Source organism: Stenotrophomonas sp. LM091, from assembly GCF_001806305.1.
Taxonomy (GTDB): Bacteria; Pseudomonadota; Gammaproteobacteria; order Xanthomonadales; family Xanthomonadaceae; genus Stenotrophomonas; species Stenotrophomonas bentonitica_A.
Genome location: NZ_CP017483.1, coordinates 127,038 through 149,339 on the forward strand (window position 1 = coordinate 127,038; position 22,302 = coordinate 149,339).

At 67.5% G+C, this 22,302-nt stretch carries 17 protein-coding genes; 14 read left to right on the plus strand and 3 right to left on the minus strand.

The window, feature by feature from the left end:
- Positions 1-87 precede the first annotated feature (87 nt).
- The 13 genes from BIZ42_RS00565 to BIZ42_RS00625 all read left to right on the plus strand — a co-directional run bounded on the left by BIZ42_RS00565 (position 88) and on the right by BIZ42_RS00625 (position 12,919).
- Positions 88-765 (plus strand): DUF3348 domain-containing protein, encoded by a 678-nt coding sequence (locus BIZ42_RS00565; RefSeq protein WP_070425204.1) that lies wholly within the window; start codon positions 88-90, stop codon positions 763-765.
- Between the two features lie 10 nt (positions 766-775).
- Positions 776-3,181, plus strand: a complete 2,406-nt coding sequence (locus BIZ42_RS00570) for a DUF802 domain-containing protein (RefSeq protein ID WP_070425205.1) — start codon at positions 776-778, stop codon at positions 3,179-3,181.
- Positions 3,178-3,825 carry an OmpA family protein gene (locus tag BIZ42_RS00575; protein ID WP_070425206.1) on the plus strand — a complete coding sequence of 216 codons (648 nt, stop codon included), beginning with the start codon at positions 3,178-3,180 and terminating at the stop codon, positions 3,823-3,825. The genes BIZ42_RS00570 and BIZ42_RS00575 overlap by 4 nt, the downstream gene beginning before the upstream one ends.
- A 19-nt stretch (positions 3,826-3,844) precedes the next feature.
- The gene (locus BIZ42_RS00580) at positions 3,845-4,420 is read left to right on the plus strand and encodes a DUF2894 domain-containing protein (protein ID WP_172838019.1); all 576 of its coding nucleotides are present in this window, start codon (positions 3,845-3,847) and stop codon (positions 4,418-4,420) included.
- A gap of 294 nt (positions 4,421-4,714) precedes the next feature.
- Complete coding sequence (gene mdcA, locus BIZ42_RS00585) at positions 4,715-6,358, plus strand: malonate decarboxylase subunit alpha (RefSeq protein ID WP_070425208.1); 1,644 nt, start codon at positions 4,715-4,717, stop codon at positions 6,356-6,358.
- Positions 6,359-6,368: 10 nt separating this feature from the next.
- The gene (gene mdcC / locus BIZ42_RS00590) at positions 6,369-6,689 is read left to right on the plus strand and encodes a malonate decarboxylase acyl carrier protein (protein WP_070425209.1); all 321 of its coding nucleotides are present in this window, start codon (positions 6,369-6,371) and stop codon (positions 6,687-6,689) included.
- Positions 6,686-7,582: a biotin-independent malonate decarboxylase subunit beta gene (locus tag BIZ42_RS00595; protein WP_070425210.1), complete on the plus strand. Its 897-nt coding sequence runs from the start codon at positions 6,686-6,688 to the stop codon at positions 7,580-7,582. The genes mdcC and BIZ42_RS00595 overlap by 4 nt, the downstream gene beginning before the upstream one ends.
- Positions 7,573-8,277 (plus strand): biotin-independent malonate decarboxylase subunit gamma, encoded by a 705-nt coding sequence (gene mdcE, locus BIZ42_RS00600; RefSeq protein WP_070425211.1) that lies wholly within the window; start codon positions 7,573-7,575, stop codon positions 8,275-8,277. The genes BIZ42_RS00595 and mdcE overlap by 10 nt, the downstream gene beginning before the upstream one ends.
- 3 nt (positions 8,278-8,280) lie before the next feature.
- Positions 8,281-8,919 carry a malonate decarboxylase holo-[acyl-carrier-protein] synthase gene (gene mdcG, locus BIZ42_RS00605; protein WP_070425212.1) on the plus strand — a complete coding sequence of 213 codons (639 nt, stop codon included), beginning with the start codon at positions 8,281-8,283 and terminating at the stop codon, positions 8,917-8,919.
- A complete protein-coding gene (mdcB, locus tag BIZ42_RS00610; protein WP_070425213.1) occupies positions 8,916-9,779 on the plus strand; it encodes a triphosphoribosyl-dephospho-CoA synthase MdcB in 864 nt (287 codons plus the stop codon). The genes mdcG and mdcB overlap by 4 nt, the downstream gene beginning before the upstream one ends.
- Positions 9,776-10,693 (plus strand): malonate decarboxylase subunit epsilon, encoded by a 918-nt coding sequence (gene mdcH / locus BIZ42_RS00615; protein WP_070425214.1) that lies wholly within the window; start codon positions 9,776-9,778, stop codon positions 10,691-10,693. Before mdcB ends, mdcH begins: the two co-directional genes overlap by 4 nt.
- Before the next feature lie 87 nt (positions 10,694-10,780).
- A complete protein-coding gene (locus BIZ42_RS00620; protein WP_019184589.1) occupies positions 10,781-12,124 on the plus strand; it encodes an SLC13 family permease in 1,344 nt (447 codons plus the stop codon).
- A 75-nt stretch (positions 12,125-12,199) separates the two neighbouring features.
- Entirely contained in the window at positions 12,200-12,919 is a 720-nt protein-coding gene (locus BIZ42_RS00625) for a GntR family transcriptional regulator (protein ID WP_070425215.1), read from the plus strand.
- A gap of 4 nt (positions 12,920-12,923) precedes the next feature.
- Here the strand turns inward: BIZ42_RS00625 and BIZ42_RS00630 are convergent, their stop codons facing one another.
- Positions 12,924-13,169: a hypothetical protein gene (locus BIZ42_RS00630; protein WP_070425216.1), complete on the minus strand. Its 246-nt coding sequence runs from the start codon at positions 13,167-13,169 to the stop codon at positions 12,924-12,926.
- A gap of 389 nt (positions 13,170-13,558) precedes the next feature.
- Between BIZ42_RS00630 and BIZ42_RS00635 the strand changes: the two genes are divergently transcribed.
- Positions 13,559-15,898 (plus strand): ATP-binding protein, encoded by a 2,340-nt coding sequence (locus BIZ42_RS00635; RefSeq protein ID WP_172838020.1) that lies wholly within the window; start codon positions 13,559-13,561, stop codon positions 15,896-15,898.
- 120 nt (positions 15,899-16,018) lie between these two features.
- On the opposite strand, the gene BIZ42_RS19160 is transcribed toward BIZ42_RS00635, so the two are convergent.
- Both BIZ42_RS19160 and BIZ42_RS00645 read right to left on the minus strand, forming a co-directional pair.
- Positions 16,019-21,535: an ESPR-type extended signal peptide-containing protein gene (locus BIZ42_RS19160; protein WP_083279744.1), complete on the minus strand. Its 5,517-nt coding sequence runs from the start codon at positions 21,533-21,535 to the stop codon at positions 16,019-16,021.
- A 69-nt stretch (positions 21,536-21,604) separates the two neighbouring features.
- Positions 21,605-22,300 (minus strand): pilus assembly protein, encoded by a 696-nt coding sequence (locus tag BIZ42_RS00645; RefSeq protein ID WP_070425218.1) that lies wholly within the window; start codon positions 22,298-22,300, stop codon positions 21,605-21,607.
- Between the last annotated feature and the right edge of the window lie 2 nt (positions 22,301-22,302).

Here is a 22,302-nt window from a genome sequence, read left to right on the forward strand (position 1 = left end):
CCGGGAGCGCTCGGCGCCGTGGCTGAACCCTGCGCGCCGGCGGCCCGCGGCCGTTACGGTGTAAAATTCGTCGTTTTAACCGGAACAATGGCCAAAACCGCGCAACGGACGCCTGTCCCGGGCCCGGCCTTCATCCGGCTGCTGGCCCGTCTGGCTGAAAGCAACCTGTCCTCGACGGGCCCTGCCCTGTCGGAGCGGCTCAGCGAATGGGTGGACTGGACGCGGGCGGTGACCTTGTCCAAGGCGCTCGATGGCCGGCTGCCGCCTGCGGTGGAGGGGCCGGATTTCGATGCCGACGAGGATGCGGAATGCCGACGGATCCGCGCGGCGCTGGAAGCCACCATTGTTCAGGAACCTGAGCCTTCCAGGCCGGTTCGGCGCGCGGTCGAGGCCGAAGCGCCCGAAGCGCCCATCGAATTCGCCGTGTACCGCGAGCGCTACGTTACCGTGCAGCGTTCCATGCTCGGCGCCACCAGCCGCCTGCGCGGGCGGCTGCGCGACATGCTGACCCGCCGCTCACCCGAGCTGGCGCGGCTGGCCGAGGTGGATGCGCTGATGGAGCAGACCCTCAGCGCCCGCGAACACGCCCTGTTGGCCAAGGTGCCGGTGCTGCTCGGGGTGCATTTCGAGCGCCTACGCGACGCCGGCAGCGACGCGGCCTGGCTGGAGGTGTTCCGCCGCGACATGCAGAGCCTGCTGCTGGCCGAGCTGGATATTCGTTTTCAACCGATCGAAGGCCTGCTTGCAGCGCTTCGCACCCACTAACCGGGACGTCATGTTCAGAACCAGTCTTCACTACGTTGTTTTCCTGCTTGGCCTTGTCGCGGTGTGCTGGATCGGGGCCGGTTATGCCAGCACCAATCCGGTCGGTTTCGCTGTCGCCGCGCTGATCGCCGTGTGCTACCTCGCCGGTGGCCTCGAGCTGTATCGCTACCGGCAGGCGACCGCCTCGCTCGCCGCAGCCAGTGCCCGTGCCGGCGAGGCGAGCTCCGGCCTGACCACCTGGCTCGGCCAGCTGCACCCCAGCCTGCGCAATGCGGTACGGCTACGCGTGGAAGGCGAACGCGTCGCCCTGCCCGGCCCGGTCCTGACCCCCTATCTGGTCGGGCTGCTGGTGCTGCTGGGCATGCTCGGCACCCTGCTCGGCATGATGGCCACCCTGCGTGGCACCGGCCTGGCCCTGGAAAGCGCGACCGATCTGCAGGCCATCCGCGGCTCGCTGGGCGCGCCGGTGGAAGGCCTGGCGGTCGCCTTCGGCACCTCGATTGCCGGTGTCGCCACCTCCGCGATGCTGGGCCTGCTCTCGGCGCTGTGCCGGCGTGAGCGGCTGGAAGCGGTGCAGCGGCTGGACGTGGAGATCGCCACCACCCTGCACACGCACTCGCAGTCCTGGCAGCGTAATGAGGCCTTCCGGCTGCTGCAGCAGCAGGCCGAACTGATGCCGGCGCTGGTGGATCGGCTGCAGGCCATGACCACGGCGATCGAACAGCAGAGCAGCGCCTCGGGCGAGCAACTGCTGGCCAACCAGCAGCGTTTCCATGCCAAGGCCGACGAGGAATACGCCCGCCTGACCGCCGCGATCAAGGAGTCACTCAAGGACAGTGTCGCCGAGAGCGCACGTGCCGTCGGTGCCGCCCTGCAGCCGGTGATGGACACCACCCTGGCCGGCATCGCCCGCGCCAACGCTGCCATGCACGAAACGGTGACCGATGCGGTGCAGCGCCAGCTGACCGGCCTGACCGACGGCTTCGACGCCAGCCGTGTCGCCACCGCCGCGTCCTGGCAGGCCGCGCTGGACAGCCAGCAGCAGACCAATGCTGCATTGACCGCCGACCTGCGCGCCGCGCTGGACGGATTCGCCGCACAGCACGACCAACGCGCGCTTGGCCTGCTCGAGGCGGTCTCCGCGAAGCTGGTCAGCACGGCTGACGGTTGGCAGGCGGCCCAGTCCGAGCAGCAGCAGATCAATACCGCCATGGCGACCGAGCTGCGCAGTGCACTGGCTCACTTCGCCGAGCAGCATGGCGAGCGCTCCAGCGCCTTGCTTGAGGCGGTCTCGGCCGAACTCAACGCGACGGCCACCCGTTGGCAGGATGCACAGGCCGCGCAGCAGCAGACCCATGCCGCCCTTGCGGATGACCTGCGCAGCGCGCTTGGCAGCTTCACCGAAACGCACCAGGCCCGGGCCACCGGTCTGATCGATTCGGTCGGCAGCCGCATGGAGGCCACCACCGCGCAGATCGCCCAGGCCTGGCAGCAGGCGCTGGCCCGCCAGGATGCGGCCGCGACCGCGCTGAGCGAGCGGCATCAACAGGCCCTGGATGCCGCTTCCGCCACACTGCAGGCGCAGGCGGTCTCGCTTGGCGAGGCGATGCAGCACTCGCATGCCCAGCTGCAGGACGCCCTGGAGGCACGCGATCAGCAGCGCCTGCGCGCCTGGACCGATGCCTTCACGGGCATGAGCGCCAGCCTCGGCGACCGCTGGGAGCAGACCGGCGCCAGCGTGGCCAGCCGCCAGCAGGAGATCTGCGACACCCTGGCACGCACCGCCAACGACATCACCCAGCAGGCCCAGGCGCACGCCAGCGAGACGATCAGCGAAATCTCGCGGCTGGTCCAGGCCGCCTCGGAAGCGCCCAAGGCCGCGGCCGATGTCGTCGCCGAACTGCGCGGCAAACTCTCCGACAGCCTGGTCCGCGACACCGCCACGCTGGAAGAACGCAGCCGCCTGCTGGCCACCGTGGAGACCCTGCTGGATGCGGTCAACCACGCGGCCAACGAACAGCGCGTCGCCGTCGATGCACTGGTCTCCACCTCGGCCGAACTGCTCGAGCGCGTTGGCACCCGTTTCACCGACCACATCGAGGCGGAGACCGGCAAGCTCGGCAACGTGGCTGCGCAGGTCACCGGCAGCGCCGTGGAAGTGGCGAGCCTGGCCGACGCGCTCGGCAGCGCCGTGCAGTCCTTCGGCACCGCCAGCGACGGCCTCAACGAGCGCCTGGCCCAGATCGCCGCTTCGCTGGATGATTCGCTGGCCCGCAGTGACGAGCAGCTGGCCTACTACGTGGCCCAGGCGCGTGAGGTGATCGACCTCAGCGTGCTGTCCCAGAAGCAGATCATCGATGAGCTGCAGCAGCTGGCCGGCCGCCGCGGCAGCAAGGCCGGGGCTGCCTCGGCATGAGCGACGAGATCGAAGTCGAGGCCGACGGAGGCGCCCCGATCTGGGCCGCCTTCGGCGATCTGATGTCGGTGCTGCTCGGCGCGTTCGTGCTGATACTGGTCGGCGTGGTCGCGCTGCAGCTGGAGCTGACCAACCGCCTGGATGAAGAGGTCAAGCAGCGCCAGGCCGAAGTGCAGCGCCGCCAGACGCTGGAGCAGGCACTGGCCGGCCCGCTCGCCGCCGGGCGCGTCACGCTGGTGGACGGCCGCATCGGCATCCGCGGCAACGTACTGTTCGCGTTGAACTCCGACCAGCTGCAGCCGGAGGGCCTGGAAGTTCTCAAGAGCCTGGCCGGTCCGCTGATAGGCTACCTGGCCGCGCGCGAGGAGATCCTGATGGTCAGCGGCTTCACCGACGACCAGCAGGTGCGCGATGGCAACTGGCGCTTCGCCGACAACTGGGAGCTCTCTGCCGAGCGTGCGTTGACCGTGACCCGCACCCTGATCGCCGAGGGTGTGCCGTCGGATGCGGTGTTTGCCGCGGCGTTCGGTTCCGAGCAGCCGGTGAGTTCCAACGCCGACGAAGACGGCCGCGCCAAGAACCGTCGCGTGGAAATTGCCCCGATCCCCAAACCCAAGGCGAGCAAGGCCGCGGATGCCCCGTAACGCCGTCGCAACCGCTGAGATGCTCCAGCGTTGGCGAGCGGACAAGCTCGACCAGCTCGACCGCACGCGCTATGCCCTGATCGAGGCGTTGCATGCCCGCACGCAGGCGCACGACGGTGAGGTGCGGGCACTGCTGCAGGCGAAGCTGGATGCCTTGGTCACCAGCTACGCCGAGCGGATTGCCGAGGCGCCCGCCGCGGCGCAGCCTGGGCAGGGCCCGTCACCCGGGCGCATCGGCCTGCAGGCGCTGGTCACGGAATTGACCGGCCAGCACAACCCGGCCTACCCCGAGCTGCCGGTGCTGGCCGACGTTCGTGCAGGCTGGGCCACGCTTCGAAATGCCAGCCAGCTGAAGGAATCGCTGGCCCAGGTGCCCACCAACGGCGGCCCGCTGAATTCCGGCGTCCTGGTCCATCGGGCCCTGACGCTGATGAAAGAAACCTCGCCCGGGTACCTGACGCATTTCATGGCGTACCTGGATGCGCTATCCGGGATGGAGCATCTGCATCAGTGGGGCGTACTCGTGGCAACGCCGAAAGTGGCGCCGCGGGGGGCGAAGCCGCGGCGGCCGCGTGCGGGAAAGGCAGCGGGCTGACCAGGCGTTCCATCTGCGCGCCTTGATGGCTGCACGACATTGCCCCGATCAACGCTGAGCGGACGTCGCTCCAGCAAGGTATTGCCCGCTTTGAACAAACATGCCTGCGCGTTCGCCAGCCATCGCGCTCGGCACCGACAACGCGATGCTCGGCGCATTGGACGCTGAAGATGGCCAGGAGAGCCGGCTCTAACTGAATACGACAGGCCCGGAACTGGCCTCCTCAGGCCTCTTGCCCCGGCCAAACTCGGGTGATAGCTTTGTAATTACAGCGTAATTATGAAGAGGCGGCAGATGGCTCGAGACTGGAACACGCTAGCGGATCGCCGCCAGGCAAGGCTGCAGCGGGCCGCCGATGCCGGGCTCGGGCGCTTGCTGCCCCATGCCGAGGTTCCCCGCCTGCTGCACACCGTGCTCGAACCGGGCGACCGGGTCTGCCTGGAGGGCAACAACCAGAAACAGGCCGATTTCCTGGCCGAGTGCCTGGCCCAGCTCGATCCGGCGCAGGTGCACGGCCTGCACATGGTCCAGTCCGTGCTGTCCCTGCCCTCGCATCTGGATGTGTTCGAGCGGGGCATCGCCCAGCGCCTGGACTTCTCCTTCTCCGGCCCGCAGAGCGGCCGGCTGGCCAATCTGGTTGCCGAGGGACGGATCGAGATCGGGGCGATCCACACCTATCTGGAACTGTTCGGCCGCTACTTCATCGATCTCACCCCACAGGTCGCCCTGGTCGCCGCGCAGGCCGCCGACCGCCACGGCAATCTCTATACCGGCCCCAACACGGAAGACACCCCCGTGATCGTGGAGGCCACCGCGTTCCGTGGCGGCATCGTGATCGCCCAGGTGAACGAAATCGTCGATACCCTCCCCCGCGTCGACATCCCGGCCGATTGGGTCAACTTCGTTACCGAGGCGCCGCGCCCGAACTACATCGAGCCGCTGTTCACCCGTGATCCGGCGCAGATCTCCGAAATCCAGGTACTGATGGCGATGATGGCCATCAAGGGCATCTACGCCGAATACGGCGTGCAGCGACTCAACCACGGCATCGGCTTTGATACCGCCGCGATCGAACTGCTGCTGCCCACCTACGCCGAGTCACTGGGCCTGAAGGGCATGATCGGCACGCACTGGGCGCTCAATCCGCATCCGGCACTGATCCCGGCGATCGAGTCCGGTTTCGTGCAGTCCGTGCATTCGTTCGGCTCCGAGCTGGGCATGGAACGCTATATCCAGGCGCGTTCGGATGTGTTCTTCACCGGCAGCGACGGCAGCATGCGCTCCAACCGCGCGTTCTCGCAGACCGCCGGCCTGTATGCCTGCGACATGTTCATCGGCTCAACGCTGCAGATCGACCTGCAGGGCAACAGTTCCACCGCCACCCGCGACCGCATCGCCGGTTTTGGCGGCGCGCCCAACATGGGCTCGGATGCACGCGGTCGCCGCCATGCCAGCCCGGCCTGGCTCAAGGCCGGCCAGGAAGCGGCCCTGCCGGGGCAGATGCCGCGCGGGCGCAAGCTGGTCGTGCAGATGGTGGAAACCTTCCGCGAACACATGGCGCCGGCCTTCGTCGAGCGCCTGGACGCCTGGGAGCTGGCCGAGCGCGCGAAGATGCCGCTGCCGCCGGTGATGATCTACGGCGACGACGTCACCCACGTACTGACCGAAGAAGGCATCGCCAACCTGTTGCTGTGCCGCAGCCCCGAGGAACGCGAGCAGGCGATCCGTGGCGTGGCCGGCTACACCGCAGTCGGCCTGGGCCGCGACCGCGCGATGGTCGAGAACCTGCGCGACCGCGGCATCATCCGCCGCCCCGAAGACCTGGGCATCCGTACCCGCGATGCCAGCCGCGACCTGCTCGCCGCGCGCTCGGTCAAGGATCTCGTGCGTTGGTCCGGCGGGTTGTACAACCCGCCCAAACGCTTCCGCAACTGGTAAGGGGCACGCCATGGAAACCCTGCGTTATCGCTTCCCCGGGCAGCACGATCTCACCGAGCGCGACCAACACGCGCTGGTCGGCGTGGTCGCCTCGGGCAATCTGGAAGTGCTGATCGAACCTACCCCGCTGGACGGCGCGATGGAGATCGAGGTGATCACCTCGGCCACCGGCTTCGACACGATCTGGCAGGCGGTGCTGGCCGATTTCGCCGCGCGGCATCCGCTGCGCAACGTGCGCCTGTCGATCAACGATGCCGGTGCCACGCCGGCGGTGGTCAGCCTGCGACTGCAGCAGGCACTGGAAACCCTGCAGGAAGGAGACGCTTCGTGAGCAGTCACAGTTTCTACGAAGCAGACGCCCGCGAGCGGGTCGCCGGCCTGCTCGATGCAGGCAGCTTCAGCGAATTCGTCGGCCCGGCCCGCCGCATCATCAGCCCGCACCTGGCGCAGCTGGATCAGCCGGGTGCATTCGATGACGGCATCGTGGTCGGCGCGGGCAGCCTGAGCGGTCGTCCTGTCCTGATCGCGGCGCAGCAGGGCCAGTTCATGGGCGGTGGCGTCGGCGAAGTACACGGCGCCAAGCTCACCGGGCTGCTGGAGCGTGCCGTCGCGGTACGTCCGGATGCGGTGCTGCTGCTGCTCGACAGTGGCGGCGTGCGCCTGCATGAGGCCAACGCCGGCCTGGTCGCCATCTCCGAGATCATGCGTGCGGTGCTGGCCACGCGTGCCGCCGGGATTCCCGTGTTTGCACTGATCGGCAGCGGCAACGGCGCATTCGGTGGCATGGGCATCGTTGCCCGCTGCTGCACGGCGGTCGTGATGTCCGAAGAAGGCCGGCTCTCCCTGTCCGGCCCGGAAGTGATCGAGACCGTGCGTGGCGTGGAGGAGTTCGACTCGCGCGACCGCGCCCTGGTCTGGCGCGTCACCGGCGGCAAGCACCGCTACCTGATCGGTGATGCCGTGCAGCTGGTGCCGGACCGCATCGACGCCTTTGGTCAGGCGGCACGGTCACTGATCGACACCCACACCGAGGCCGACGACCCGTTGCAGGCCCTTGAGCAGGCGCACACGCGGCTAGATGCACGCATCAACGTCTACGGGCGCTGCCGCGATGGCCTGGAGGTCTGGCGCCTGCAGGGCATCGTCGATGCCGACCAACTGCCGCTGCTGGAAACCGCTGACTTCCTGGAAGCGGCCAGGAACCGGAGCCTGCCATGGAACTGACCCCCCTGCTCGACGCACTGTTCCCGCGGGGTCACGCGGTCACCCGCAACGACGATGTGCTGGGCGGCACCGCCACCACTGCAGTGGGCGAGGTCACCGTGATCGGTACCGCGAACAAGTTGGAGGTCGGGGTCGATCACGCACTGGCTTTGGCCGCCACCGTGCTCGCCAGCACCCGCGCGCACCCGCAGCGGCCGATCGTAATGCTGGTTGATACCGCCGGCCAGCGCCTGGCACGCCGCGATGAAATGCTCGGCATCAACAGCTACTTCGCACACCTGGCCGGCACTCTGGATCTGGCCCGCCGCCGTGGCGCGCCGCTGGTGAGTCTTGTCTATGGCGAATCAGTCAGCGGCGGCTTCCTGTCGTTCGGGCTGATGGCCGACCGCATCTACGCCCTGCCCGAAGCGCAGGTGCGCGTGATGGACCTGCGCGCCATGGCGCGCGTCACCAAACAGCCGCTTGAGAAACTGCAGGCACTGAGCCAGAGCTCCCCGGTATTCGCGCCGGGCGTGGAAAATTACGTGCGCATGGGTGCGGTGGAGGCCGTCTGGGAGGGCGATCTTGCACAGGCGCTGGTTGATGCGCTGCAGGCGCCGGTCACCGGCGATCAGCGCAGGGAACGCGGAACGGCGCGTGGCGGCCGCCTGCTGGCCCGCGACGTCGCCGCCGCCGTGGCCGCAGGCGAGGCCTGAGCCATGCGCCGTCACGACCTGGTCTGGCTCGATCCGCAGGCACCGTGGCAGGTTCTCAGTGCGGGCGCCGAGACGCGGCTGCGGGCATGGGCACAGGCGCGACTGCCCTTCGTGGTGGCGCGGCGCGACCCCACCAGCGACGAACACCAGCTGCGGTTGGGCGTTCCCCTGCCATTGGCCGAGCACCGCCAGCGGTTGTCGCTGCGGGTTGATCCGTCCGCCGTCCTGCGCAGCGCGCCACCGCCGCTGCTGACCGAGGTCGCGACGGATATCGGCGCGGGATGGCGCGACCGGCTCCACGGCCTTGCCACCGAAACCGCCACCTTGCCGGTAGCACCGCGCGTGTTTGGCAGCGCGGCGTGGCAGCACCTGACCGGCCTGGGCTACCTGCATGACGGCTCGGATCTTGACCTGCTCTGGGACGTCACCGGCACCGGGCAGGCCGAGACGATCGTCGCCGTGCTGCAGCACTGCGAGCGGCGATCGCCCATGCGGCTGGACGGCGAGCTGCGCTTCCCGGGTGACCGTGCGGTCAACTGGCGCGAGTACGCCAGCGGCGCCGCGCGCCTGATGGTCAAAGGCAACGATGCATGCTCGCTGGTGCCGCGCGAGGCACTCACCGCTTGGCAGGTCGCCGCATGAACGCCGTTCGGCAGCCCTTGCCGGCCACCGCTGCGCCCCGCTCTGCCGATGCGCGTCGTCTCGGCCGCCTGGCCATCGGCAGTCTGCACGCCGAGCTTGCCTGCGCGCCCAAACCCGGCCTGGTCACGCCGTTCAGTCGCGGCAGCCACACCGACATGGATGCGGGCACCTTCCTGCGCAGCCTGTTTGCGCTGCGCGGTTACTTCGTCGCTATCGCGCACGCGGGCTGCAGCGAAGTGCCGTTCGCCTCGTTGCGTACGCTCGGCATCGCCGCCGAAGCCGCGATGCTGCGCGCCACCGGCGGTATCAATACGCATCGTGGGGCGATCTTCAGCCTCGGGCTGTTGGTCGCACAGTCCGCCCGCCTTCGCGCCAGCGGCGATGGCGCACCGTCGGGCGAGGCCGTATGTCGCGGTGTCGCCCAGTGGCGGTCGGCGCTGCTGCAGGCCCCGTTGAATCCGCACAGCCCCGGCCAACGCGCCCGCCGGCGGCACGCCGTACCCGGTGTCCGCGAACAGGCGGCCGCAGGGTACCCGCTGCTGCACGCGCTGGCCCTGCCGACCCTGCAACGCGTGCTGGATGCCACCCAGGATGCCGAAGCGGCGCAGGTGGAAACCCTGATGACGCTGATCGCCCACACGGTCGATCTCAATCTCCTGCACCGCGGGGGTGAGGCCGGGCTGGCGTTCGCCCAGGACCAGGCGCGCGGCTTCCTCGCGGCAGGCGGTGTCCAGCAGGCCGATTGGCGCGAACGTATCGCCGCCATCGGTGACGCATTCGAGCAGCGACGGCTCAGCCCCGGCGGCAGCGCCGATCTGCTGGCCTGCACGTGGTTCCTGCACCTGCAGGAGCACGCGTGAGCCTGGTCCTGCTCTGCCCGGGCCAGGGTGGCCAACACCCGGGGATGTTCGCGCGCGTTACCGAGGACGCCCATGCCCAGCCCATCCTCGCGCAGGCCAGTGAAGTGCTGGGCACGCCGGTGGAGGCACTTGCCGCAGACGAACACCGCTTCCGCAACGCCGTCGCCCAGCCGCTCGTCTGCGCCGCGGCGCTGGCGCACTGGGCCGCGTTGCGCGACCGATTGCCCACCGTAACGGCGGTGGCCGGTTACAGCGCCGGTGAGTTGGCCGCGCATGCCATCGCCGGGAGTTTCGACAGCACTGCATGCCTGCACCTGGCTGCCAGCCGCGCCGCGCTGATGGACGCCGCCTCGCCGGCCGATGCCGGCCTGGTCGCGGTGATCGGCCTGGCGGCCGGCGAGATCGCCCTGCTGTGCGACGAGCACGCGGTCCATCTCGCCATCGTCAACGGCCCGGACCACGTGGTGCTGGGCGGCCTGCGCAGCGCGCTGGAGGCCGCCGCCACTGCGGCCGTCCGGCACGGTGCACGCACGGTGTCATTACCGGTGGATGTTCCCGCACATACCCCGCTGCTCGCGCCCGCAGCGCAGGCGTTCGAAGCGGTCCTGGGTGAGACCGCACTGCAGCCGCCGCGGCTGCGCCTGCTGGCCGGCATCGACGGGGGCAGCGTCGTCGATGTCGCACGTGTGGTGCACACGCTGGCCGCGCAGATCGCCCGGACGGTGCAGTGGCAGCAGGTGCTGGCGCAGGCGGTGGAGCGCGGCGGAAAGGTATTTCTGGAGCTGGGCCCCGGCTCGGCGCTGAGCCGGCGGGTACGCGAGCTGCATCCGCAGCTGCAGGCTCGCTCGGTAGAGGATTTCCGCACGCTGGAGGGCGTGCGCGAATGGGTGGACGCCGCGTGCGCACGCGCATGAGGGGCCACGCGAAGGTGTAACACCAGCAGTCCCCGGGTGGCGGGTCGCCATCATGCTGCACGCGTATCAAGTGTCTCGGGAGGGCGCATGAGTCCGCAAATCGCAACGATCATCGGCTTGGTGATCATGTTCATCGTGGCCACGGCCCTGCCCATCAACATGGGCGCCGTGGCATTCGCGCTGGCCTTCATCATCGGCGGCCTGTTCGTCGGCATGGAGGGCAAGGAAGTGTTGGCCGGCTTCCCGGGCGACCTGTTCCTGACCCTGGTCGGCATCACCTACCTGTTCGCCATCGCGCAGAAGAACGGCACCATCGATCTGCTCGTGCACTGGGCGGTCAAGGCGGTGCGTGGGCACATCGTCGCCATACCGTGGGTGATGTTCGTGGTCACCGCCGTGCTGACCGCCTTCGGCGCGCTCGGCCCGGCCGCGGTGGCCATCATCGGCCCGGTCGCGCTGCGCTTTGCCAAGCAGTACAAGATCAACCCGCTGATGATGGGCCTGCTGGTGATCCACGGCGCGCAGGCCGGTGGCTTCTCGCCGATCAGCGTGTATGGCGGCATCACCAACCAGGTGGTGCAGAAGGCCGGCCTGGAAGTCACGGAAATGGCGGTGTTCCTGACCAGCCTGGGCTTCAACCTGCTGATGGGCATCATCTGCTTCTTCGCCTTTGGCGGGTTGGCCCTGATGCGTCGCGCGCCGACGGCGACCGAACCGCTGGTCGCCGGCAGCCAGGCCTCCTCGCGCCAGTTTGCGATCGAAGGTCACGGCGCCCTGGTCTCGGCCGGCGGTGGCACGCTCTCCAATGATCCCGATGCGCTGGATGACGTGCGCATCAACCGCGAGCGCGTGTTCACCCTGATCGGCCTGCTCGGGCTCGGCATCGCGGCCCTGGTCTACAACCTCAACGTCGGCCTGGTCTCGATCACCGTCGCGGTGGTGCTGGCCCTGCTCTCGCCGAACTCGCAGAAGGGCGCGGTGGATGGCATCAGCTGGTCGACCGTGCTGCTGATCAGCGGCGTGGTGACCTACGTGGCCGTGCTGCAGCAGGCCGGCGCGGTGGACTACATCGGCCATGGCGTGGGTGCGATCGGCATTCCGCTGCTGGGCGCGCTGCTGGTCTGCTATGTCGGTGGCATCGTCTCGGCGTTCGCGTCTTCAGCGGCGGTGCTGGGCGCGACGATCCCGCTGGCGGTGCCGTTCCTGATGCAGGGGCATCTGAGCGCGGCCGGTGTGATCTGCGCGCTGGCGATCTCCTCCACCGTGGTGGACGTCAGCCCGTTCTCGACCAATGGCGCCCTGGTGGTTGCCTCGGCGGCGAAGGAAGAGCGCGAAGCCCTGTTCCGCCGCTTCCTGGTCTACAGCGGCCTGGTGGTCGCCTTTGGTCCGCTGCTGGCATGGCTGCTGTTCGTCGTGCCGGGCTGGATGTAAGCACACGGCGGGCCTGCACCGGCAGGCCCGCCATGACCCGGTAGAATGCTGCACACCTGTCCATGAAGCCCTGCCATGCCCCTGGCCCCTGGTCCCCGCCTGTCGAAGAAACGCGTGCCGCTTTATGAAGAAGTGGCCGAGCGGCTGCGCCAGAAGATCTACGACTACGAACTGCCACCGGGCGAATGGATCGATGAGCCACTGCTCGCCGAAGAATTGGGCATCAGCCGCACCCCGCTGCGCGAGAGCCTGAAACTGCTGGCCGCTGAAGGTCTGGTGCAACTCGATGCGGGTCGCGGCAGCCGGGTCACCCGGCTGACCCTGGAAGACCTCAACCAGCTGTTCCCGGTGATGGCCATGCTGGAAGGCCGCTGCGTGCATGAAGCGGTCAAGCGCATCGACGAAGCGGGCGTGGTCCAGCTGCAGGCGCTGCACGATGCCATGGAAGCCGCTGCAGCCGAAGGCGACCTGGCCGAGTACTACCGCAACAACTATCTGATCCACGAAAGCCTGCAGACCCATGCGGGCAACCCGTGGCTGATACGCGTCACCCACGACCTGCACCGCATCCTGAAGATGCATCGCGGCCGCCAGTTGCTCACGCCGGGCCGCATGGCCCAGTCACTGGCCGAGCATCGCGCCCTGATGGCCTGCATCCGCAACCGCGATGCCGAAGCCGCCGAGCAGATGATGAACCGCCATCTGCTCAGTCAAGGCGAAGCACTGGCGGCCTATGTGGCCGCCGGTGGCCAGCTGAACGTACCTGCGCCGCTGCCTCGCCAGGGCGGGATCTGAGCGCTCAGGCCAGCTCCACCGTCAGCCGCGTCAATGATTGCCCCAGCAGGTGAAGCCGGATCTGGTCAAGGCTGGTGAAGTAGCACGCCGTATCGGCGCCGGCCAAGCGGTAGATGCCGCGCTCGCCGCCCAACAGAACGAATTTTTCCTGGTCCACCAGGTACTGGGCGACCGGCGGCACACCCTGTGCCTTGAGCGCATCGATATCGATGGGTTCAAGGGCGTCCAGATCATGTAGTGCTGTGGTCATGGGAAAAGAAACTTCGCGACGGGAATGCCAGCTTAGGTGGCGCACACGCAGCAACGCGTGGAACGATCGTGAGGACGGTGCGAGTGTCCAAGGTGATGCAGGCAGCTGAGCGAACGCATCGTCGCCAGCTGCGCGATGCACGTTGATGACCTTCGACTGCCATGCCGATCGAGCCAATCGCCGTGAAGGGCGCGTGGAGGCCTGCGAGACGCACTGCGCAGACCCAGCGCCTCGTGCCGGATACGACACCCCATCGTCGGAAACGCACATTGAGCGCCTCCTGGTGTCGTGCAAGGCTGGATTCGTGGCTGCGCGCACCAGCTTCCACAGCACCGTCGGCGCCTTGCCGGTGCCGTTCTTGTGCGTGGATCGGGTGCGAGCGTACTTACATGAAAAACATCGCGGGTAAACGTCGGGTCGCGTTGCAGGCCAGCCTGCTGGCGACCATCCTCCTCGCTGCCGGGGCGCTGCTGCTTACGCTGTTCCCCGCCCATTCGGATCGGCAGCCGCCCTTCGTGCTGGCCGCCGGCCCGCAGTTGGGCGGCCCGTACGGGCTGGGCGGGCCTTCCTCGCTGGGCGGGGCACGTGCCTACGTGGAGGCGGTGGAGGCGCTCTCGGGCATCAAGATCCAGGTGGCCGGGGCCACCACCTTCAGCGACGCACTCGGCCTGCTTGCGCAGCAGGAGGTGGACGGGCTGGCGTTCGCGCTGCCGGGCACCGCGGCACTGTTGCCCACGGCCACGGTGATTTCACCGGTCTTCTATGCCGGCGATTCGGTTCTGCTCACCCGCAGCAGCTCCCCCGTGCGGGCCCTGTCCGCCCTGGAGGGCAAGCGTGTCACCGTGATCGGCAACGGGGAGTACCACGGCTATCTGGCCGCTCACCACCCCGCGATCGAGGTGTTTCCTCTGCCTGCCGCGGCAGACATGGTGGCCGCGGTGGACAGCGGCACCGTGGACGCGGCGCTTGGCATGGACGCCATCCTGATTCCGCTGGCACGCCGGGGCAACAGCACCACGCTGGCGGTGCATCCGGCCAGCGATGGCCCCTCCGTGCGAATCCGGGTCGCCTCCCATCCTGCGCGTGCCGCCGAGATGGAACGGGCCCATCAGGCGTTCCGCTCGTTGCCACTGGACACCCAGCAGGATCTGGTCGGCCGGTGGATGGATGCCCTGTATCGCTCGCCTCCCACTCTCCATGCCGTCCTCTCTTTCTATCGCACACCGATCATCGTGCTGGTGCTGTCCATCCTTGGTGCGGCCTTCGTGATCATCCAGGCCTACCGCAATGCGCGGGCGACCGCGGCGCTGCAGGCCAGCACGGCACGCATGTTGACCCTGGTCAATCACGAAGTGCGCAATGGCGTGGCCTCGGTCATTTCCGCCATCGACCTGATTGAATCCACCGTCCCGACCCCGGCCGCCGCACCCGTGATCGCGTCCGCCCGCGCGGCCACCTCTTCCCTGCACCACACCCTGGCCAATGCGCTGGAATTCATGTTCCTGGATCGCCACAGCCATGCACCCGTGGAGTGGCAGCCCGGCGCGGCCACCGTACTGGCCGGCTGCCTGAGCGCATCCCGGCCGGTGGCCGCGGCCAAGGGCACCGCCCTGCTGTTCGATCTCGACCAGCCGGTGCTGGAGCACGCGAGCTGCGACACCCGTGCCCTTCGCCACATCGCCAGCAATCTGATTTCCAACGCCGTGAAGTTCTGCGATGCCGGCACCGTGTCGGTGCGCCTGAGATTCGAGGCGGGCGTGGGCGAGCGCGGCCGGATGGTGCTGCGTGTGAGCGATACCGGCGAAGGCATCAGCGCCGAAGATCTGAACGACATCTTCGGCGCCTTCAACACCACCCGCGACGGCCGGCAGCGCGGCGGGACCGGGCTGGGGCTGTCCCTATGCCGCCGCATCGCCACGGCGCAGGGCGGGCAGATCACCGTGCGCAGCCAACCAGGCGTGGGGTCTACCTTCACCGCCATCCTGCCCGCGCAGCTGCGCACGGAGCCGGCGCCGGCCCTGCCCGGCCACCTGTCCGCCCACAACGACCGGCCCGCGCGCGCCTTGGTCATCGAAGACCAGCCCCTGATCGCCGACGTCATCAGCCACCGGCTGCGCGAGCGCGGGTTCGAGGTGCGCTGCGCCGCCAGTCGCCATGAGGCACTGCAGCAGCTGGCGCAGGCCGGGCCCTTCGACCTGATCACCCTGGACGACGCACTGCCGGATGCCACCGGCCTGGAAACGATCGAGGCGATCCGCGCCCTGGAGCGGGCGCGCGCGTGGCTGGGCGCCCGCGTGGTCTCGATCTCGGCATCACCCGACGTCACCCGTCCCGCCCGCTACTGGGCCGCCGGCATCGCAGCGACGTTGTGCAAGCCCATCGACTGGCCTGCGTTCGATGTGGCCACGCACTGCACGGCCATGAATCCGGCCAGGGCGCTGCGGCCGGCGGCGGCGACGCCGTTGGATGTGCTGGCGGTGTATCGCACGCAGATCCCCCAGGATATTGCCGCACTGCGCGAGGCCATCGTGGCCCACGAATGGCGGCGGGCGCTGGCGATGAGCCACCGCATCCGCGGGGCGGCCTCGATGGTCGGCGATGCGGCCACGCTGGTCACGTTGGACCAGATCGACGGCTGCCTGAAGCACCATGCCATCAACGGCGACCCGGGCGCCGCGGACCTGGACGAGATGGACCGCCTGCTGGCGCAGATGGACCCAGGCGCCTGAGCCCACGGCGGCGTGGCACCTGCCCGCCCGGGCCCGCACGGCACGACACAAAAAGAAACTCCCCGGTCCGCAATGACGGACCGGGGAGCGCCGGTGTTTCCCTGCAATGGGCCGGGAGGATTACCAGCCGATGCCTACACCCAGGCCCACGCTCTGCTCACCGCTGTTGGTGAACGCCCCGTTGAGGCTGAAGGTGGCCGAGCCACGCTCGTTGAGCACCCGCTGATAGCCGACGGCCAGTGCCGACTCGCCATCGCTGTAGCCCACGCCAGCGCCCAGGCGGTTGTACGTCGCCAGGCCCGCCGTGTTCATCGCCATCGCGCTCTGCGCACTGCTCATCGCCGCCATGCGGTTGAAGCGCTTGTCCATCTTGTCAAGGCGGCGTTCAAAATTGCTGATCGCACCATCGGTGTACTCGTTGGCGCGGGCCAGCATCTTCTCCAGATCGGCGGTGTTCACCTGCGGAGTCGGCGCCGGCGCGTCGGCCGGCGCAGGCGAGCCACCGCCATCAGCACTGGCGATGCCGCCACCGGCACGGCCTGCGGAAGCCGCCGCCGGTTCACCCGATGCGCCGGCAGGGCCCTCGGCCTCCGGCGCGACCGGCGCGGTGGGTGCACTGGCAGATGCCAGCGCCCGACCCTCCGGCGTGGCATCAACGCGCTGCTCCAGCCCATCGATGCGACCGTCCAGACGCTGTTCCATGGCATGCAGCTGACCACCGTTGACCGCATCGCGGCTGCCCGGGGCAATCAGGCCGTTCGCCACGTTGCCCAGCACCATGCCGTTGGCGCCGGCGAGGTTGAGCTGGCTGAGGCCATCGCTGCGGGTGGCGAGGCTTTCCTGGAAAACCGAGCGTAGCTGGCTCTCGACCCGATCGACCCTGGAGCCAGCGGTGATCACCGCACCGTCGAGCGCATTGAGGGCATCACCCAGGGTGTGCTGCGAGCCGCCCTGCACGTTGAAGGTGGGGCCGACGATGTTGCCGTTGGCATCGACACCTGCCCCTGCCCCCAATAGCGATACTGCCCTGTTGAGTTGGGAGACGGTGGTGGCATCATTGGGGTCGCGTCCACCAGCGATGTTCGCCAGACGCCGCTGAAGATTGCTGTGGCCGAATGAAACGACGCCTTCTTCCCTGGCAATCGAGCTATAGCCCAGTGCCAAGCTCCCGGTAGCTCCAGCCTCGACGCGAGAATATGCGCCCAATGCAATACCGTCGGTGGCATAGACATTCGACCCAACTAGTGCCGCAAGCCCCCTCGTTCCTGACGTACCGACATTAGCGCCACGTCCGAGCGCAACAGAGTCATCTGCTTGAGCTGACGTGTAACTTCCGATCGCTGTCCCTCCTTCAGAAGCGGAAGATGTGAATGACCCGTCTCCAATAGCCACACCCATTTTTCCCACACGCGCAGCCTCACTTTCTCCATCAGCCCATACGGCTAGATAGCGGCGTTCCGCCTCGATGTCCAGAAGGCGAGAATTTGTCGAATGCAGCTGAGATCCGTTGACTGCATCGGTACTCTTATCTGCGATTCGTCCATCCGCAACTCCGACTAATCTCGCGCCACCAAAATCGATGTCCCGACTAATCTCTGCCCCCACAGGCGCAACTAAAGCCTGTGTGCGTGGCTTGTTACGCAACTCTTCCAAGTCACTTCGATTGCGCTCGATCTTCTGCTCAGCAGCGTAGAGCTGACCACCGTTGACCGCATCGCGGCTGCCCGGGGCAATCAGGCCGTTGGCCACGTTGCCGAGGACCATGCCGTTGGCCCCGGCGAGGTTGAGCTGGTTGAGGCCATCGCTGCGGGTGGCGGGGCTTTCCTGGAAAACCGAGCGTAGCTGGCTCTCGACCCGATCGACGCGGGTAGCTGCGGTGACTACTGCGCCATCCAAGCTGGTAAGCGCGTCGCCGACTGTGTTGAACGTTTCGCCCTGTACGTTGTAGCTTGGGGCAATAATCGTCCCGGCACCATCCATAGCTGCGCCGCCGCCTAGCGCAGAAAGTACTTCGCCGACCTGTGAAACGTTGACGGCATCATCCTTTTTGATGCCGCGGCCGACGTTAACGATCCTGCGCTTGAGCGAATCGTTACCCACAGAGAATGTGTAGCTTTCTCGCGCAATCGAGGTGGCGCCAATAGCAACGGCCCCTTCTGCATCGGCTACCACTTGTGCAGCCGAGCCCACTGCAACGCCATGCAGCGCCGCGACTTCAGACCCGCTACCAAGTGCAAAACCATAGTCCGCATCGGCCAGAACGCGAGCCCCTCGACCGATGGCCACCGCGTTCGTAGCTCTTGCCTGGGAATAGGCACCTACTGCGGTCGCTCCACTCCCGTCAGCATGGGCGTTACTACCGATCGCGACGCCCAGCCAACCGGCCCTTGCGCTTGCGCTCTCCTCATCCCAATAGATGGCAATGAAAGCTTTATCTTGCTCAATCCCCTCAAGCCTCTGATTTGTAGCGAACAACTGCCCACCGTTCACAGCATCGGTGCTCCCCGCCGAACTGATATCGCCCGCCGCCACGCCTCGCACCTTGCCGCCGTCCATATCGATCGAACCGTCGGCTGCGTAACGGACCACGCCTTCCAGATCGGGGTCGAAGTTGTCAAACTCAGTACGCAGGTCATCCAGATCCCGCCGGTTGCCGGCGATACGGGCCTCGTGTCCGGTCAGCTCGGTGGCGTGGCTGGCCAGCAGAGACTGATTTGCAGTGACCTTCTGATCGACGCCAAACAGCTGCCTGCCCGTCACCGCTTCGGTGCTGCTGGTGCTGAGCGTTGCGTCAGCCACGCCTGTCACCTTGCGACTGGCGTTGGACTTGTTGCGCACGTCCAGCACCGTACCGGTGTTTTCGCCGCCCAGGCGTACGTTACCCGTGGCCGATACCTGGCCGACCAATCCACCGAGCACATCCGCTTTGGCCAGTGCATTATCGGCGGTCGTCTTGGCAGCGTTGGCCGTCGTCTGCGCGCTGGTGGCTGTAGTGCGAACAGAAGCCACTTCCACATTCGTCGCATTGAGCTGCTTGCCGCTCACCGCCTCGGTGCTGCTGGTGCTGAGCGTTGCGTCAGCCACGCCCGTCAGCTTGCGGCTGGCATTGGACTTGTTGCGCACGTCCAGCACCGTACCGGTGTTTTCACCACCCAGGCGCACGTTGCCCGTGGCCGATACCTGGCCGACCAATCCACCGAGCACATCCGCTTTGGCCAGCGCATTATCGGCGGTCGTCTTGGCAGTGTTGGCCGTCGTCTGCGCGCTGGTGGCCGTGTTGCGGACCGACGCCACTTCCACGTTCGTCGCATTGAGCTGCTTGCCGCTCACCGCCTCGGTGCTGCTGGTGCTGAGCGTTGCGTCAGCCACGCCGGTCACCTTGCGACTGGCGTTGGACTTGTTGCGCACGTCCAGCACCGTACCGGTGTTTTCGCCGCCCAGGCGTACGTTGCCGGTCGTTGAGGTCTGACCGACCAGCCCGCTCAGAGCATTGGCCTTGGCCAACGCATCGTCGGCGGCGGTCTTTGCTGCGCCTGCTGTCGTCTGTGCGCTGGCGGCGGTGGTTCGGACCGAGGCCACCTCGACATTGGTCGCATTGAGCTGCTTGCCGGTCACGGCCTCGGCGCTGCTCGTGTTGAGCGCGCCATCGGCCACGTTGACGATTTTCCGCTTCAACGTGCCGTTGCCCACCGAGATCTGGTTCCCTGCGGTGGTCTGGGAGCCATTGCCCAGCGCCACGCTGCCGGTGTGGGCCGCTACGGCGCGGTCACCCAGGGCCACGGCGCTTTCCGCGCGGGCGCTGGCCAGATTGCCCAGCGCGGTGGAGAACGTGCCCGATGCCGATGCTTCTCGGCCGATGGCGGTTGCCTGGCCGGCGCTGGCGGTCGCCTTGTAGCCCGTCGCGGTTGCGTGAGTGGCCGCCGCGCTCGCATCGTTGCCCAGCGCCACTGCGCGGTCGCCGATGGCGCTCGCACGCAAGCCGGTGGCGACCGCCCCATTCCCACTGCGGCTGAGTGCGCCAATGGCGACTGCGCCAGTGGCCGCGGTGCTTTTCTCGCCCTTGTCATTCACACCGGCACGTGCGTCGGCACCCATTGCTACGCCGCTGCCGTTGTACGCCTTGGCCGCAGAGCCCAGTGCGGCACTGGCCGTGCTTCCGCTGCCTTCGGCCACCGCCGCTTGACCCAGGGCGACAGCTGCTGCACTTATGCGAGCCACGGCAGCATCCGCCGATGCTTTTGCGGCATTGGCGGTGCTGGTGGCGGTGCTCACGGTCTGGTTGGTGGCATGCAGCTGCTGGCCTGTCACCGCATCCGTGCTGCCGGCGCTCAACACGCCATTGGCGATGTTCTGGATGCGGCGCTTCGTCCCTCCGGCGTTGGCCACGTCGATCACCGTACCGGTGTTCTCCGCGCCCATGCGGATGGCACTGCTGGGCGAGCTCTGGGTCACCAGACGTGCGCCCGCTGCGGCCTCATCTGCCGTCCTTTGTGCCCGGGTGACGTTCTCGTTGGTGACATACAACTGGCCACCGGTAACGGCGTGATCACTACTGCGAGCAAGGTAGGCGTCTTCGACACCGACGATACGACGCTTCCGGCTGCTGCTGCCAACGGCGACCTGCCAGTTGCCGGTGGTGACCGAGCCGCTGCCCAAGGCAATGGAGCTCAGATGCTGGGTGTTGGCACCGCGGCCGATAGCGATCGAATCCTGGGCGAATGCGTCGGTGATCCGGGCGCCCTGCCCGATGGCAATGGAGCCGGTGGCCGCGGTCTGGGCATCGCGACCGACGGCAAGCGACGAGGCTGTCTGCGCTTTGGCCCCCTTGCCCATCGCCAGCGCATTGGCGGCGGTGGCCTGGGCACCACGGCCCATTGCCAAGGCACCTTCTGCGGTTGAGCGGGCCTCGTGCCCGACGGCTACCGCATCGTATTCCGCACGGCTGTTACCGCCCAGCGCTACTGCGCCAGACCACCCGGCCGTGCCTGCATATGCATTGCCACCGATGGCGATCCGGGACACGCCAGCACTGCTGTTGACCGTGTTGGCACCGCTGCCGACGGCAATCGAGTTCTCCGAATAGGCTTTCGCGTTGTTGCCGAGCACCGTGGTGCCGACACCAGACGCTACCGACTCTGCACCAACCGCCGTTGCGTAGCCACCATTGGTGATCTGCACGTTGTAGCCAATGGCAGTGTTGTTGGTCCCCCGGCTGGTGATCACGCTTCCGTAGGCCACAGAGCGGCTACCGCTCAGCGTTGATCGCGAGCCCAGCACGGTCAGCAGATCTCCATCAACAGTGGAGTCCCGATAGTAGTGATCCGTGGTCAGCGCGAGCTGCCGCATGACCGGCTCAGCCAGCACGTCCCCGAACGGCGCAGCACCTGCACCGCTGATGGCCGCGCGGCTTCCAAACGCGGCCTGCAGTGCCCACGCGTCCAGCACTGGAATATCCTCCGGCTCGTCGACCGGATCGTCCTCGGCAGCGCAAGCGCCTGAAGATGACAGGGTAAGCGCCAAGGCGAGTACACCGGCACCGACCAGCTGGCTGGACTTGCCTCTGGCGGCGCTCAGTTCACTGGCCACCACCCAGCATTGTCGTGCGGTGGACCATAGGCGACGGTAGATCTTGTTCATCGAACTCTCCTTAACAACGATGTCAACAACGCACCCGCCACGGCAATCTGCGTAGCGGGAGTGGAAAAATCAGGGCGTGAGGGTGGTCACGTGTTCGCGATAGCCATCGCGCGTGAGCCGATACCGCAGCTGCACGGTATGGCCGGGCACCACCGTGAAGGGCAGCGCAAGGGAACTGCCGGGATACAGGCTGTGTGATACGTCATGGGCTGTGCAGCGGCTGCCCTCGCAATCAGCGATGCTGGTGATACCCAGGCGCAGGGTGCCGTCGTTGTACAGCGCATCGCCCTGCACCCGCGGCTGCACGGTGCCTTCGGCTGGCAGCACATTGACCAGCGCACCCCAGACCAGATTCACACCGATACTGGCCTGCGCACCGTCACCGCCCTCGATGCTGGTTTCCTCGGGCCCACGCACCCCTTCGAAGTAGACGCGGTAGGCTGTCTCGGCCTCTACGGGCTGCAGCGGAATCAACCGGATCAACCGGTTGCCGCCGCCCGCCAGGGCGAATTTCCCGGGCGTGATGACAATGGCCGCCTCGCCCGGCTCGACCTCCACCTCGTGCTCCCGGTCGCTGGCCGGATCCACGATGCGCCGCAACGAGGCCTGGATGTACTGCGGTTGGGTGGACTGTGAATAGATGCGCATCTGGGTGCTGCGCTTGCCATCCACCGAGGCGCGCATCGGGTGCACGGTGAGATTGGCCTGGGCTGGCAACGCCAGCAGCAGCGTCAACGGGATGAGGCAGGCGGCGAGTCGTTTCATGC